The sequence below is a fragment of the Corynebacterium axilliensis genome (assembly GCF_046097495.1).
In the GTDB taxonomy this organism is placed as follows: domain Bacteria; phylum Actinomycetota; class Actinomycetes; order Mycobacteriales; family Mycobacteriaceae; genus Corynebacterium.
Genome location: NZ_CP175768.1, coordinates 128,986 through 142,937, shown reverse-complemented (window position 1 = coordinate 142,937; position 13,952 = coordinate 128,986). Strand labels below are relative to the sequence as shown.

General features: G+C 62.2%; 14 protein-coding genes. 12 read left to right on the top strand and 2 right to left on the bottom strand.

Annotated features, from left to right (window positions below):
* Positions 1-40 precede the first annotated feature (40 nt).
* The 9 genes from ACKFR8_RS00780 (at position 41) to ACKFR8_RS00740 (ending at position 7,975) form a co-directional block, all read left to right on the top strand.
* Positions 41-703 carry a 50S ribosomal protein L25/general stress protein Ctc gene (locus ACKFR8_RS00780; RefSeq protein WP_296132543.1) on the top strand — a complete coding sequence of 221 codons (663 nt, stop codon included), beginning with the start codon at positions 41-43 and terminating at the stop codon, positions 701-703.
* 90 nt (positions 704-793) lie between these two features.
* Complete coding sequence (gene pth, locus ACKFR8_RS00775; protein ID WP_408930325.1) at positions 794-1,342, top strand: aminoacyl-tRNA hydrolase; 549 nt, start codon at positions 794-796, stop codon at positions 1,340-1,342.
* A 5-nt stretch (positions 1,343-1,347) separates the two neighbouring features.
* Positions 1,348-2,223, top strand: a complete 876-nt coding sequence (locus ACKFR8_RS00770) for a fumarylacetoacetate hydrolase family protein (protein WP_408930324.1) — start codon at positions 1,348-1,350, stop codon at positions 2,221-2,223.
* An 84-nt stretch (positions 2,224-2,307) separates the two neighbouring features.
* Positions 2,308-2,760 carry a PepSY domain-containing protein gene (locus ACKFR8_RS00765; RefSeq protein WP_408930323.1) on the top strand — a complete coding sequence of 151 codons (453 nt, stop codon included), beginning with the start codon at positions 2,308-2,310 and terminating at the stop codon, positions 2,758-2,760.
* A gap of 90 nt (positions 2,761-2,850) precedes the next feature.
* A complete protein-coding gene (ppk2, locus tag ACKFR8_RS00760) occupies positions 2,851-3,750 on the top strand; it encodes a polyphosphate kinase 2 (protein ID WP_408930322.1) in 900 nt (299 codons plus the stop codon).
* A 30-nt stretch (positions 3,751-3,780) separates the two neighbouring features.
* Entirely contained in the window at positions 3,781-4,986 is a 1,206-nt protein-coding gene (locus ACKFR8_RS00755) for a sensor histidine kinase (RefSeq protein ID WP_296131954.1), read from the top strand.
* Positions 4,967-5,638, top strand: coding sequence for a response regulator (locus ACKFR8_RS00750; RefSeq protein ID WP_408930321.1), 672 nt, complete (start codon positions 4,967-4,969; stop codon positions 5,636-5,638). Before ACKFR8_RS00755 ends, ACKFR8_RS00750 begins: the two co-directional genes overlap by 20 nt.
* A gap of 86 nt (positions 5,639-5,724) precedes the next feature.
* Positions 5,725-6,468 (top strand): ATP-binding cassette domain-containing protein, encoded by a 744-nt coding sequence (locus ACKFR8_RS00745; protein WP_408930320.1) that lies wholly within the window; start codon positions 5,725-5,727, stop codon positions 6,466-6,468.
* 79 nt (positions 6,469-6,547) lie between these two features.
* On the top strand, positions 6,548-7,975 hold the full coding sequence (locus ACKFR8_RS00740; RefSeq protein WP_408930319.1) for a hypothetical protein: 1,428 nt from the start codon (positions 6,548-6,550) through the stop codon (positions 7,973-7,975).
* Between the two features lie 179 nt (positions 7,976-8,154).
* Here ACKFR8_RS00740 and ACKFR8_RS00735 read toward each other — a convergent pair whose 3' ends face one another.
* Positions 8,155-9,609, bottom strand: a complete 1,455-nt coding sequence (locus ACKFR8_RS00735) for a glyceraldehyde-3-phosphate dehydrogenase (protein WP_296131968.1) — start codon at positions 9,607-9,609, stop codon at positions 8,155-8,157.
* Between the two features lie 66 nt (positions 9,610-9,675).
* Positions 9,676-10,659 (bottom strand): NAD(P)H-dependent flavin oxidoreductase, encoded by a 984-nt coding sequence (locus tag ACKFR8_RS00730; protein ID WP_408930318.1) that lies wholly within the window; start codon positions 10,657-10,659, stop codon positions 9,676-9,678.
* Between the two features lie 38 nt (positions 10,660-10,697).
* Here ACKFR8_RS00730 and pth (ACKFR8_RS00725) point away from each other — a divergent pair, with 38 nt between their 5' ends.
* The 3 genes from pth (ACKFR8_RS00725) (at position 10,698) to ACKFR8_RS00715 (ending at position 13,950) form a co-directional block, all read left to right on the top strand.
* Complete coding sequence (gene pth, locus ACKFR8_RS00725) at positions 10,698-11,378, top strand: aminoacyl-tRNA hydrolase (protein ID WP_408930317.1); 681 nt, start codon at positions 10,698-10,700, stop codon at positions 11,376-11,378.
* Positions 11,379-11,448: 70 nt separating this feature from the next.
* A complete protein-coding gene (locus tag ACKFR8_RS00720) occupies positions 11,449-12,294 on the top strand; it encodes an SDR family NAD(P)-dependent oxidoreductase (protein WP_408930316.1) in 846 nt (281 codons plus the stop codon).
* A gap of 24 nt (positions 12,295-12,318) precedes the next feature.
* Complete coding sequence (locus tag ACKFR8_RS00715; RefSeq protein WP_408930315.1) at positions 12,319-13,950, top strand: peptide chain release factor 3; 1,632 nt, start codon at positions 12,319-12,321, stop codon at positions 13,948-13,950.
* The last annotated feature ends 2 nt before the right edge of the window (positions 13,951-13,952 follow it).

Sequence of the window (13,952 nt, the reverse complement as noted above, 5' to 3'; positions counted from 1 at the left end):
AAAAGCCCTCGCCGCACCGAATACTTCAAGGAGATTACACATGGCTAACACCCGTCCTGTTCTCAAGGCTGAAGCTCGTACTGAGTTCGGCAAGGGCTTCGCTCGCCGCCTGCGCGCTGCCGGCAAGATCCCGGGCGTTGTCTACGGCCACGCCGTCGACGTTCTGCACTTCGCCGTTGACCGCCTGGAGATGACCGCTCTGGTCCGCAACAACGGTGTCAACGCCGTCTTCGAGCTGGAGCTCGAGGGCGAGCAGCACCTCGTCATGGTCAAGAACATTGACCAGAATGTTCTGACCTTCAACATCGACCACATCGACCTGCTCTCCATTAAGCGTGGCGAGAAGGTTGAGGTTGAGGTTCCGGTCGTCCTCGAGGGCGAGCCGGCTCCGGGCCTCATGTCCATCCAGGATGCGGACGTCCTCCTCGTCGAGGCAGACGTTCTCAACATTCCGGAAGAGCTCACCGTGTCCATCGAGGGCCTCGAGGATGGCGCTGTCGTCACCGCTGCCGATGTCACCCTGCCGGAGGGCACCACCCTGGCCGCCGAGGAAGACACCGTCATCGTCTCCATCTCCGAGCCGGAGGTTGATGAGGAGCTCGAGGCAGCTGCTGAGGCCGCCGAGGACGGCGGCGCTGAGGCTGGCGCCGAGTCCGCTGACGACGACGCAGAGGCTTCCGAGGAGAAGGGCGACGAGGAGTAAACCTCTCCCCTCCTACCCGCACCGCGCCGCTGCTTCCCTATCGTGGGAGGCGGGGCGCGGTTCGCCGTTTTCACCCACCCGCTGTTTAGAATGGGCGGCGTGAGTGATTCTTCTTTCCTTGTCGTAGGCTTGGGCAACCCCGGCCCGAAGTACGCCGGTACGCGCCACAACATTGGCTTCGATGTGGTCGATGAACTGGCCCACGAACTCTTCGCGTCCTTCTCCGTGCACAAAAAGACCAACACGGACGTTGCCGAGGCACGCCGCGGTGCGGCCAAGGTCATCATTGCCAAGCCGCGCAGCTTCATGAACCTCTCCGGCGGGCCTATCAAGGCCCTCGCCCAGTATTTCCACATCGCCCCAGGACACATCATCGTGGTGCACGACGAGCTGGAGCGCGACTTCGCCACCATCAAGCTCCGCGTGGGCGGCGGCGACCACGGCCACAACGGCCTGCGTTCCACCACGAAGTCCCTGGGAACCAAGGACTACCAGCGCCTCTCTGTGGGCATCGGCCGCCCGCCTGGCCGCATGGACCCGGCCTCCTTCGTGCTCAAGCAGTGGACCAAGCAGGAGTCTCAGGAGATTCCCATTATGTGCGCAGACGCGGTCGATGAGATTCTGCGCGCGTTAGACTGACCGCTATGAAGCTTGCTACCCTACGCACCAGTTTTGGTACCTCCGCAATCCGCATCGACGGCCCGAATGTGGGCACGGAGTTGGACTACGAGGACGTCGGCAAGCTCTTGGCCAGCCCGGACTGGCGCAAGGCCGCGCAACTGTCGGGCGAGCCCGTCGTGTTCGACAACGCCGACCTTGCCCCCGTCGTTCCGAATCCCGGGAAGATTATCTGTGTGGGCGTCAATTACGCCAAGCACGCCCGGGAAATGGGCCGCGAGCTTCCCACGCAGCCCACACTGTTCATCAAGTTCCCGGAGGCGCTCACCGGGCCTTACAACGATGTCTATGTGCCCGACTTTGCCACGCAGAAGCTGGACTATGAAGGCGAGCTCGCCGCAGTGATAGGCACCCGCGCGCACCGCGTGCGCGTGGCGGAGGCGCTGCACCACGTCGCCGGATACGCCATTATGAATGACTACACGCTGCGTGACTATCAGCGTGCCACTACGCAGTTCCACGCCGGGAAGTCCTTCTACCGCACCGCTGGTTTTGGGCCGTGGCTTACTACTGCCGACGAGTGGGCACCTGGGCGCGGGGCACGGCTCACCACGACTGTCGATGGCGACGTGCGCCAGGACGATAACACCGATGACCTCATCTTCTCCGTGGCCGAGCTCATTGCCTTCTGCTCCTCGCTGTACCCACTCAACCCGGGCGATGTCATCGCCACCGGCACCCCGGAGGGCGTAGGTTTTGCGCGGGGCGAGGACGCGCTGCTGGGCGACGGCTCCGTGACCCACATCAGCATCGAGGGCCTAGGCGCAATCGAGAACACCACCCGCTTTGGCGAGCCGCCCGCCGGCGGATGCGGCCCGAACTGCACCTGTACAACGGACTAGACCTTTTATTAATTCTGCGGCACACGAGAAGTATCGATACTGTAGGGAACCACATTTTCCCCGATCTAGAAGGATGAGCCTTTTATGACTCTTCGCACGAGCTTCACCGCTATCGGCATCGCTGTCACCGCCGCGGCTGCCCTCTCCGCGTGCTCCTCGCAGGACTCCTCTGACGCCACGACGGCGGCCACGACGACGGTGAAGGAAACCGTGGCTGAGCAGAACACCACAGCCAACACCGCCACTGCTAACACCGACGACGCTGACGACACCAACGACACCGCAGCTGCTGCGCCAGCCGGAAATGACCAGGCGGCACAGAGCTCGCCGCAGGTTAGCCGCGAGGACGCCCTTGCCAAGGCCTACGCCCAGGCCGGTGTCCAGGAGTCTGATGTTTCCGAGCTGGAGCAGGAACTGGATGACGGCGACGACGGATTCGGCCCGCACTGGGAGATCGAATTCAAGGCCAATGGCCAGGAGCATGAGTTCGACGTGGACGCCGCCACCGGTGAAGTCCGCAACCACGAGATTGACTAGGTAGCCCAACCGCCCCCGTGTGGGAGAACCCCCACGTACCGCACTCCGACGGTTTAGGGATTTTCCCTGGTAGGGGGTAGCGTTGAGGGTATGAGTTCAACGTCAAAGAAGTCCCCCTCTACCCCTCCGAAGCTCGACAAGGAGGCCTACGAGCGCGAGCTCAAGCGCCTGCAGGCGGAGCTCGTGGAGATGCAGCAGTGGGTGGTAGAGACCGGCGCGCGCGTGGTCATCATCATGGAGGGCCGCGACGCCGCCGGCAAGGGCTCTGCCATCAAGCGCATCACGCAGTACCTCAACCCGCGCTCCTGCCGCATTGAAGCACTACCCAAGCCCACGGACCGCGAGGCTGGCCAGTGGTACTTCCAGCGCTACGTCGAAAAGCTGCCCACCGCTGGCGAGATCGTCATCTTTGACCGCTCCTGGTACAACCGTGCCGGTGTAGAGCGCGTCATGGGCTTTTGCTCCCAGCAGGAGTACGTGCGCTTCCTCCACCAGGCCCCCATCCTGGAGCGCATGCTGGTTGAGGACGGCATCATCCTGCTTAAATACTGGTTCTCCGTTTCCGATGAGGAACAGATTGCCCGCTTCAAGTCCCGCCGCAATGACCCGCTGCGCCGCTGGAAGCTCTCCCCTATGGATCTGCAGTCCATCACCCGTTGGGAGGACTACTCCCGCGCCAAGGATGAGATGTTCGTCCATACCGATACCCCGATCTCGCCGTGGTACACCGTGGAGTCAGAAGACAAGAAGCGCTCCCGTATTAATGTCATCAACCACATCTTGAAGACTGTCCCCTACCAGCACGTGGAGCAGGACGTCCCGAAGATCCCTCAGCGCCCCGACCTGGAGGCCGAGTACGTGCGCCCGCCGCGCAACGAGTTCGCCTACGTTCCGGATGTCGCTGCCGACTTGGAGCGTGCCAAGGTCAACGGCGACGGCAAGAAGCAGGGCAAGAAAAAGAAGTCCAAGAAGGACAAAAAGAAGAAGTAGTACTTTCTGTATGTACTACCATGGCCGTCTATGAGCTTTTCCCGCACCGCGCGCGCCTTCCTGTCCTCGGTGCGTTTGGGTGACGCGCTGCTCGCAGGAGTCGCGGGGCTCGTAGCGGCCTTTTATTGTGCCTTGGCGTTTCCCTCTGCCGGAACGGTGGAAATTCTCCAGGCTCTCTTGTCGCTGCTGTTCATACCGCTTTTCTTAGTGTGGCGCTCGAGGCCAATCGTGAGCGCAACAGGCTTCTTAGTTCTTCTCCTGGCCTGGGCTGTCATATGGATGAGCCAGCTTCCTACTAATAGCGGCTTGACGCCTTGGGCATTAACCGCCCCGATGGCCGTGTACACCACCTCACGGTACATAAACCACAGGCTACTTCCTCGGGCGGTCCTCCTCATCACTGCGCTCGGTACCTTCATCTCCCCCTTCATGTGGCGGATCGATGCTGAGTCCTATCTTCTGCGCTATGAGGTTGACACACCCTTCCTTGCTATGGTTGTGGCTCACTGGACGGTACTAGGAAGCACATATTTCATTGCTGCCCGCTATTTCGACCGTGATCGCCAACGAGAAGTACTGGCCCGCGAGCGCTTCCACCAGGCACAAGAAGAAGAACGCCTCCTCATTGCGCGGGAGTTACACGATGTCCTCGCCCATTCCCTCACATTGATTAAGGTTCAGGCTAATGCAGGCATCGTTGCAGCGACTGCGGACTCCGGCGCGGCTGAAGAAGCACTTGTTTCTATCCGCGATAATGCGGATACCGTCCTGGGCGAGGTTCGCGGAATCGTCGCTGCCTTGCGCTCACCCGGTCCCACGGCTCTTGAGCCTGCTCAACAGCTTGAGCACATCGAAGGGATCCTCGAAGGCTTCCGCGCTGCAGGGCTAAAGGTGGACGCCAACCTCCCGCCTGAATACGCCGTTCCATCGTTGGTGCAGATGGCTTTGGTACGCATTATCACGGAAGGATTGACGAATGCTCTGCGCCATCAGGGCGTCGGCACGCGCGTCTTCGTTGAGCTTGTACTTGATGACGCCGCCACGCTCACCCTCACCTCCACCAATCCTCATCCCACACCAAGCAACGTCGCGGGAAGCGGCGTGGGCTTAGTCGGAGTGGCGGAACGAGCCCGTTCGCTCGGCGGTCGCCTCGACTATTCCGGCGATGCTCATTCCTTTTCCTTGCATGCACAGATACCGATGAAGGAGACCAAGGATGCATCCCAGCAGCTCTAGAATCCGCGTCTTATTGGCCGATGATCAAGCAATGCTGCTCTCAGCGTTGTCTACCATCCTCACTGCGCAAGAAGACATCGAGGTCGCGGCCACCGCGGCCACGGGGGCGGACGCCGTGACAGCAGCGCTGAGCCACCACATTGATGTGGCTATCCTCGACATTCGCATGCCCGGTATGGACGGCATTGCAGCGGCTCAGGCCATACTCGAACGCAAGCCCGAGTGCCGCATCATCATGCTCACCACATTCAATGATGAAGAGCTCGTGGCGCGATCCATCTCCGCTGGCGCCCACGGTTTCCTGCTGAAGGATGCCGACCCAGAGGTTCTTGTGTCCGCCGTTCGCAACGTGGCGCAAGGAGAATCGGTGCTGGCCGCCGAGGTAACCGGCCCAGTGCTGGAAGCTTATCGCTCGGCGCTGACGCGCGAAAACCTCAGCGCCCAGGAACGCCAAGGACTCAGCCTCGTAACGCGCCGCGAGATGGAAGTGCTTTCGCTCATCGCGCGTGGTGCTACAAATGCGGAGATAGCCGCCGACATGGTCATCGCAGAAACCACGGTGAAAACTCACGTCTCCGCACTCATGTCTAAACTCGCCGCACGTGACCGAGTGGCCCTCGTTCTCTTAGCGCAGCGTGCTGGGGTTGCCTAAGCTCCTACCACGGTAGGAGGTCTGCTCACTGAAGACCATCATGCAGGCGGATTACTTTATGATGCGCCCCGGCGATACTGCATTCTATGAATTGCGATATCTCTTTTGAGCACATTTCGAAATCTTTTGGTCGGCAACGAGTCCTCGATGATGTTTCCTTCCGCATCTCCCCGGGCCGCGTGCATGCACTGCTCGGGCGCAACGGGGCAGGAAAATCGACGCTCTTTTCCATCCTCTTAGGTCTCCTGCCGCCTGACTCGGGCTCCATCAACGTGGCGGGCCAACCTTGGAACCGCAATGTGCTTCGCCGTATTGGTGCCACTGTGAACGGGCCAGCTTTTTATGGTCATCTGTCTGTCACGGCGAATCTTCGCGTTCACGCTCGACTTCTGAGCCTTCCTGATTCCGAGATTGATCGGGTTCTCTCCATCGCTGGGCTCAGCGGCGTAGGCACTAAGAAGGCGAAATCCTTTTCCACCGGTATGAAGGCCCGCTTGGCTTTGGCACAAGCACTCCTCGGTGATCCAGAGATTCTTGTCCTTGATGAGCCTCAGAATGGCCTCGATCCCCAAGGCATCATGGAGTTGCGGGAGCTACTACAGCAACTGGCCGCGGCTGGGCACACCGTTATCGTAAGCTCCCACCAGCTTGGTGAAGTTTTGCATCTTGCACATGACATCACGGTCTTGGCCGAGGGCAGGATTCGATATTCCGGTTCCCTGCACCAGCTAGCACCCCGTGGCCAGTTGGAAGAGGAATTCTTCCGGCTTACCTCACCGGGTCATGCCTCCCAAGCACCTACCTCTCGGGAAGGGGAATCACGTGCCTAAGCACACCACAGCACCTCGCCCGAGTTACCTTTCGGCAGAACTACTACGCAGCCGCGGAAGTGCCCTACAGTGGTTGCCTTTGCTGGCGCTACCGCTGGTCATCATGACAATCATTTTCTCCTTAATGGCCTCAGCACGCACTGATGCCACGGGCGTCTTGGCTTGGCAATCCTTGTTTGTTACCGGCATGTATGCCCCTCTTACTGGGCTGTTCGCTGCCATTCCAGAACGCCGCGAGACCATCACTCGCAGCGGCGGAACGCAATGGAGAAACCTCAACCCGCGTCTCGAGAATGCTGCCCGCTTTATCGTTGTCATTGTCAGCCTTGCGGTCTTCCATATTCTGAACTTTGGTGTTTCCTGGTTCGTTGTCGCTGCCCAGGGGCGCGAGAATCATGAACTTATCCTCGTAGCTGGGCTCTACTCCTTCCTTGGTGCGCTTGGCATTGCTGGGCTTTCCGCAGCCTGTGCCCGTCGACTGGGCTTCGCATTAGCACTCGTGGCAGCGGTCCTGTGGCAAATAGTCAGCGTCCTTCCGAGCACTGTCGAAACAGGCAGGTGGTGGGCCTTTCCACCAGCATGGCCGCAACGGCTTCTTTTGCCCGCACTGCGTATTCATCAGAACTCGGTGCCTCTTGAGCCACACGACCCACTACTGACCAGCAGTCCGTTTCCAGCTCTCGTTTTGTGTGTCATCCTTGCCCTGCTTGGGTCATTAGCTGCGGTCTTCACGCCGCGTCGATACCGGCCAGTGTTCCCGCTGCGTTTCACCGTCGCACGGTCTACGGCGACGCGGACTAATGCCACCGTGGAAGAAGCCCAATCATGGAAACCAACGGAACATTCCCGTGCCGCAGCGCAGTCCTCGCCGTGGTCCACATTGTTGGGGCTGCACCACGCGGCTTTTAGCCCAGCGGTGTTATCTTGCCTGTTGCTCAGCGTTTCCACGCTCGGTTTTGTAGCTCTGCATCCCGCTAACTACGTCGAAGGTTTCTTTCACTTCTTTCTGCTTCCGGTCGGCGCAGGTATCTTGCCGGTCCTCGTTTGGCCCCGTGTAGCTGATTCATGGCCGTTGGTCCATATGGAAACACGGTTCGGCACATCCGGGATTCTCCTCTGGTTCCTGTGTGTCATCCTGGCGGTATGCGCTGCCGCTTACCTGGCCAGTGCGCTCGCAGGTGGCAATGTCGCTGCCCAGCTTTCGGCATTCCCCCTTGCAGTTGGGGTGGGCTTTGTCATCGCGGCTGTGTCACTCGTTTTGGTTATTCGCTTCGGCACCGTGAGCGCTATCGCCCTCACCATCGTAGGCACGATCGTCTCCGTCACCTTGGGCGGCGATGTCTTGGCAGAAACCAGCCTCTGGCTCCTTGCCTTCCCTGCTTGGCCCTTAGTTGCGCACTCGCCTCTGCGCTACGCCATCGCCATGGCGCTGACCGCGGTGCTCTGTGTGGTTGCCGCGTTGCTCGCACGGCGTCTGCTCCACACGCGTGCGCTGTCTCCCCGCTAAAACTGACGAATCTGACAAAAGCAGTCTAGATTTTTCGATCTTGGCCCGTACTTTTGGCAGATCGGGCAGTTGCGCGTTTGAAGCATCCTGGCAAAGCTAGCTCGCAGACCGAGCAGGACCCTAAAACAGCGAAACACCGCCCGCGCTGCATGGTGTGGGCGGTGTTCGTTTTCTAGCGCTTAGAGCTCAGAGACGTCAACGCGCTTGGGGTAGACCTCCGGGCGGGCACCGGCGATGTCCTCCACAATGCGGATGACCTGATTGGAGTAGCCGAACTCGTTGTCGTACCAGACGTAGAGCACGAGGTGCTTGCCTGAGGCAATGGTGGCCAGTCCGTCAACCACGCCGGCGTGGGTAGAGCCCACGAAGTCGGAGGAGACGACCTCCGGGGAGGCAATATAGGAGATCTGCTGGCGCAGGTTGGAGTGCAAGGAGACGTTGCGCAGGAAGTCATTAACCTCGTCGCGGTCTGCTTCCTTCTCCAGCTCCAGGTTGAGCACCGCCATCGACACGTCCGGGGTAGGAACGCGGATAGCGTTGCCGGTGAGCTTGCCCTCAAATTCCGGAACGGCCTTGGCCACGGCCTTTGCTGCGCCGGTCTCCGTGAGAACCATGTTGAGGCCGGCGGCGCGGCCGCGGCGATCTCCCTTATGGAAGTTATCGATGAGGTTCTGGTCGTTGGTGAAGGAGTGAGCGGTCTCCACGTGGCCGTGGACAACACCGTAGCGGTCATTGATGACCTTGAGTACTGGGGTGATGCCGTTGGTGGTGCAGGATGCGGCAGAGAGGATCTGATCGGTGTCGTCGATGTCACCGTGGTTGATGCCGTAGACGATGTTCTTCAGGTCGCCTTTGCCCGGCGCGGTGAGCAGCACTCGGGACACGCCCTTGGCTGCAAGGTGCTGGGACAGGCCCTCACGGTCGCGCCACACGCCGGTGTTGTCGACAACGATGGCGTTGTCGATGCCGTACTGGGTGTAGTCGATCTCCGCCGGGTCGTTGGCGTAGATCATCTGGATCTTGGTGCCGTTGGCCCAGATGACCTCGTTCTCCTCGTCCACGGCGATGGTGCCGTTGAAGGCACCATGGACGGAATCGCGGCGCAGGAGGGAAGCGCGCTTGAAGATGTCAATGTCGCCCTTCTTGCGCACCACGATGGCACGCAGGCGCACTCCACCGTAGGCGGCCTCGCGGGCGATGAGGATGCGGGCGAGGAGGCGACCGATGCGGCCGAAGCCGTACAGGACCACGTCGGTGGTCTCCTTGTCTACGCCGGCACCGACGAGATCCACGAGGGTCTCCTCCAGGTACTTGCGCAGGTTGTCGGAACCGGACTCGGCAAAGCCTGTGGCCAGGCGGCCCAGGTCGACGGACGCGGTACCCAGGTTCATCGCGCACAGTTCTTTGAGGATGGGCAGGGTCTCCGCGGTGGAAAGCTCACGCTCGGCGATACGGCGGGCGTATCGGTGCGCCTTGATGATGTCGATGTCCGTCACGCCGATGAGGAGGCGACCGTAGATGGAGGTCACGACATTGTTGTTGCGGTGCAACTGGTGGATGAGCGGAATCATCTCCTGGGCCAGCTCCAGGCGCTCGTTCCAGTCCTCGTGTCCAATGTGCGCGTTCGCAGTCACGTGTTGTGTTTCCTTTTCTAATTAATAAGGGGGTGTATAACTCTGTCCAACCGTAAATATTAACCATTAAGGATGTCCGTTTGGGCACAGTTGCGCGAGGATCTGCGCCACACTACCCCCGTTGATTTTCTCCACCTCGGTGCCGACAAGGCAGTAGTCCACCTCCGGATCGTGGGCGGCACGACGCGGCTTGAGCAGCGCGTTGAGGTAGGGGTACACCAGCGGCAGCTCCGCGTGGGCGCGGGTGTAGGGGGTCTCTAGGCCGCGGGCATAGCGCCCGGAGAATGCGCGGGTAGATACAGTGGCGCCACCCCGGCGCAGCAGCGCGCGGTTGTGGGGGCTGGTTCCGGCCTCGTCGGCCAGCAGGAAGGCCGAGCCACAGCTAACCGCACGAACTCCACTCCACGACAGGGCGCGGGCCACGTCCTCCCTGGTCCGCAGCCCACCCGCAGCAATGAGCGGCAAGTCCACCACTGCGTGCACGGCGCTCACGAGCTCTGCCAGCGGGCGCTGGTCCGGCTCCGCACCCGGGTCCCACACTCCGCGGTGGCCGCCGGCCTCCGGGCCTTGAACGCACAACGCGTCGACGCCGCGCTCGGCGGCACTACGCGCCTCCTCCGGGGTAGTCACCGTGGTCCACGCCTCCGCGCCTTGTGCATGGATGCGCTCGACCTCCTCGGCGCTGAAGGTGCCGAACATGGACCACAGAACCGCTGCCCCACCGGTGAGTGCCGCGGTGAGCTTGTCGTGCCAGCCGAAGTCCAGGGAGACGTTGCCGGGCACGGCGCCCTCGTGGTCCGCTAGGTCGCGCACGGCCGCCATCTCTGTAGCAGTAAGCGCGCGCTGCGGGTGGAAGAGGTTGACGCCGAAACGAGTACCCCCGCAGGCGTGAATGGACTCCTGCGCCGAGGCTACGGTGGCGCTTCCCAGCCCCAGAGTGCCGAAGGAACCGGCGGATTCCGCGGCGCGCACGAGCGCCGGTGTGGTGGGCCCACCGGCCATCGGGGCAGGTAGGACGGGGCAGGTGATAGTCTCAAGAAGCTGGCTCATGGCCCCAAGCTTAAAGACAATCCCTGAAGGGAGTAGTTGTGTCCACCCTCCGTGACTTCTTCACCCGCCTCTTCGGCGGCTCCGCTGGTTCCGCTGGATCCACGGCGTCCTCTCGGCGCGCAGATTCGGGCATCGATCCGGCGTCCCTGAGCGCCGAGTGGATCGTCGTGGGCCTGGGCAACCCCGGCGCGAAGTACGCGGCGACCCGCCACAACGTGGGTTACATGGCACTAGATGATCTGCTGGCGGAGACGGGCGACGTGCTCGAGCCGGTCACGGGCCACCAGCTCAGTGCCGCGCGCATCGATGTCGCCGGCACCCCCGTTGTCGTACTGCGCTCGCACACCTACATGAACTTGTCCGGGGATCCCATCGCTCCCCTAGCCCAGCAGCTGGGAGTGCCAGCGGAGCGCATCATCGTCATTCATGACGAGCTGGATCTGCCCGCCGGCACGGTGCGCGTGAAAAAGGGCGGAAACGAAAACGGCCACAATGGGCTCAAGTCCCTCACCGAGCGCCTGGGCACCCGAGACTACCTGCGCGTGCGCGTAGGCATCGGCCGCCCGGCCAAGGGCGGCTCCATTTCGGACTGGGTGCTAGCGCCTGTCGACGCCACCCCGGAGTTCGATGCCTCCATCGCCACTGCCGCCCAGGCCGCGCGGTTTATCATCGCCCAGGGGCTGGGCAAGGCCCAGAACGAGATCCACTCGCGGCGTTAAAGCCGTCAAAGCCGTCAAAGCGCAGTAAAGCCACGGCGAGTTCGGTGAGTTCGCCCTAAACTGGACAACTATGAGCCACCTCCCATCCTCCCCGCACGAACCCCGCACCATCGTCATCACCGGAGCCTCTGGCGGCATTGGAGCATCCGCCGCGCGCATCCTGCGCCAACGCCGCCCGCAGGACACGCTCGTGCTCGTTGGCCGCAACCCGGAGAAGATTCAGGCCGTGGCAGATGAGGTTGGCGCCAGCTATCACGTGGCGGACTTCGAGTCCTTGGGCCAGGTGCGGCGCTTGGCTGAGGAATTGGGCAGGTACGACCGGATCGATGCCATGGCTAACAACGCCGGCGGCATTTTCGACGGCCCCTTTGCCACCGCCGATGGCTTCGAGCGCACCTGGCAGGTCAACGTGGTGGCCCCGTTCCTGCTGACGTCCCTGCTGCGGGATACTCTGCGGGATAGCGACGCCACCGTGGTGCAGACCTCCTCGGTGGCGAACATGCTCATGTCCTCTTTCGATCCGGGTGATCCCAACACGTTTGAGAAGTTCACTGCGGAGCGCGCCTACGGCAACGCCAAGCTGGGAGATATTCTGCTCACCCGCTACCTGGATTCGCACGGGTTGACCGCCGTGGCCTTCCACCCGGGTGTGCTGAAGACGGGGTTCGGGACGACGTCGACAAGCGCCACCAGCAAGCTCTACGCCAGCGTGGTGGGCAAGCGCTTTGGCAAGGCCGAGGAGGGCGGCGAGAACCTCGCGTTCTTCCTTACCGGCACTCCCGGCATCCACTTCGAGTCCGGTGAGTACTACACCAACAAGCGCAAGCCGGGACTGCGGCGCCCGATTGCGAAGAAGCTCTCCGTGGCGCGCCGCATCTTTGATGATCTGGGACGCCAGCTCGATGTGGAGTGGTAGCACCCAGCGGCTAAACTAGCCCGCATGAGTATTGCCTCCGAAGCTTCCCGCCGCCGCACATTCGCCGTCATCGCCCACCCGGATGCTGGTAAGTCCACGCTGACGGAGGCGCTGGCGCTGCACGCCCACGTTATTAATGAGGCCGGCGCGGTGCACGGCAAGGGCAACCGCAAGTCCACGGTCTCTGACTGGATGGAGATGGAGAAGGACCGCGGTATTTCCGTGGCCTCCTCGGCGCTGCAGTTCGAGTACGCCCCGGAGGGCCACGAGGGCGAGCCGTACATGATCAACCTCGTCGATACACCGGGCCACGCGGACTTCTCAGAGGATACCTACCGCGTGCTCACCGCAGTCGACGCGGCGGTCATGCTGATCGACGCCGCGAAGGGCCTCGAGCCCCAGACCCTCAAGCTCTTCCGCGTGTGCAAGGCGCGCGGGCTGCCCATCATCACCGTGATCAACAAGTGGGACCGTGCGGGCCGGGAGCCGCTGGAGCTTGTCGACGAGATCGTGAACGAAATCCAGCTGCAACCTACGCCGCTCTACTGGCCGGTGGGTATCGCCGGCGACTTCCGCGGGCTAGCCCACATCAATGATGACGGCGAGGCCGACGAATACGTTCACTTCCTACGCACCGCCGGTGGTTCCACCATTGCCCCGGAGGAGCACTACGCGCCCGCTGCGGCCGCGGACAAGGAAGAGGACGCGTGGGAGACCGCCGTGGAGGAAGCGGAGCTGCTGGCTGCCGATGGCGCTCTGCACGACCAGGAGCTCTTCGAGCAGTGCGTGACCTCCCCGCTCATCTTTGCCTCCGCCATGCTCAACTTCGGCGTGCACCAGATTTTGGATACGCTGTGCGCCATTGCCCCGCAGCCGCACTCGCGCGAGTCTGATCCGAAGGCCATTGAGGCCGCGTCCTCCGCCATCGATGAGACCCGTGAGGTCACCGACGAGTTCTCCGGCGTCATCTTTAAGGTGCAGGCGGGCATGGACCGCAAGCACCGCGACAACCTGGCGTTTATGCGCGTCGTCTCCGGTGAGTTCGAGCGTGGTATGCAGGTCAGCCACGCCCAGTCCGGCCGCAGCTTCTCCACCAAGTACGCGCTGACGGTCTTCGGCCGCACGCGTGACACCGTGGAGTCCGCCTACCCGGGTGACATCGTGGGCCTGGTCAACGCCGGCTCGCTGGCCCCGGGTGACACCATCTACACGGGCAAGAAGGTGCAGTTTAAGCCGATGCCGCAGTTCGCACCGGAGGCCTTCCGCATTCTGCGCGCGAAGTCCTTGGGCGATTACAAGGCCTTCCGTAAGGGCCTGGATCAGCTGGCCGCCGAGGGCGTGGTCCAGATCCTGCGCAACGACACCCGCGGCGACGCCGCCCCGGTCATGGCCGCCGTCGGCCCCATGCAGTTCGAGGTCATGCAGGCCCGCATGGAGGTCGAATACAACGTGGAGACCGTCACCGAGCCCATCCCCTACTCCGTGGCGCGCCGCACCGACGCCGAGTCCGCCCCCGAGCTGGGTCGCCAGCGCGGCGTAGAAATCTTTACCCGCAGCGATGGCGAGCTCATCGCCCTCTTCGGCGATAAGTGGAAGCTGGCCTTCGTGGAGAAGGAGCACCCGGAGCTCACCATCGACACGCTCGTGGCGGACTAGTC

Coding starts and splice junctions, on each gene's coding strand:
- ACKFR8_RS00720 (WP_408930316.1), top strand. CDS start 11,449: ATGAGCCACCTCCCATCCTCCCCGCACGAACCCCGCACCATCGTCATC.
- pth (WP_408930325.1), top strand. CDS start 794: ATGGGCGGCGTGAGTGATTCTTCTTTCCTTGTCGTAGGCTTGGGCAAC.
- ACKFR8_RS00765 (WP_408930323.1), top strand. CDS start 2,308: ATGACTCTTCGCACGAGCTTCACCGCTATCGGCATCGCTGTCACCGCC.
- ppk2 (WP_408930322.1), top strand. CDS start 2,851: ATGAGTTCAACGTCAAAGAAGTCCCCCTCTACCCCTCCGAAGCTCGAC.
- ACKFR8_RS00755 (WP_296131954.1), top strand. CDS start 3,781: ATGAGCTTTTCCCGCACCGCGCGCGCCTTCCTGTCCTCGGTGCGTTTG.
- ACKFR8_RS00745 (WP_408930320.1), top strand. CDS start 5,725: ATGAATTGCGATATCTCTTTTGAGCACATTTCGAAATCTTTTGGTCGG.
- ACKFR8_RS00780 (WP_296132543.1), top strand. CDS start 41: ATGGCTAACACCCGTCCTGTTCTCAAGGCTGAAGCTCGTACTGAGTTC.
- ACKFR8_RS00730 (WP_408930318.1), bottom strand. CDS start 10,659: ATGAGCCAGCTTCTTGAGACTATCACCTGCCCCGTCCTACCTGCCCCG.
- ACKFR8_RS00770 (WP_408930324.1), top strand. CDS start 1,348: ATGAAGCTTGCTACCCTACGCACCAGTTTTGGTACCTCCGCAATCCGC.
- ACKFR8_RS00750 (WP_408930321.1), top strand. CDS start 4,967: ATGCATCCCAGCAGCTCTAGAATCCGCGTCTTATTGGCCGATGATCAA.
- ACKFR8_RS00715 (WP_408930315.1), top strand. CDS start 12,319: ATGAGTATTGCCTCCGAAGCTTCCCGCCGCCGCACATTCGCCGTCATC.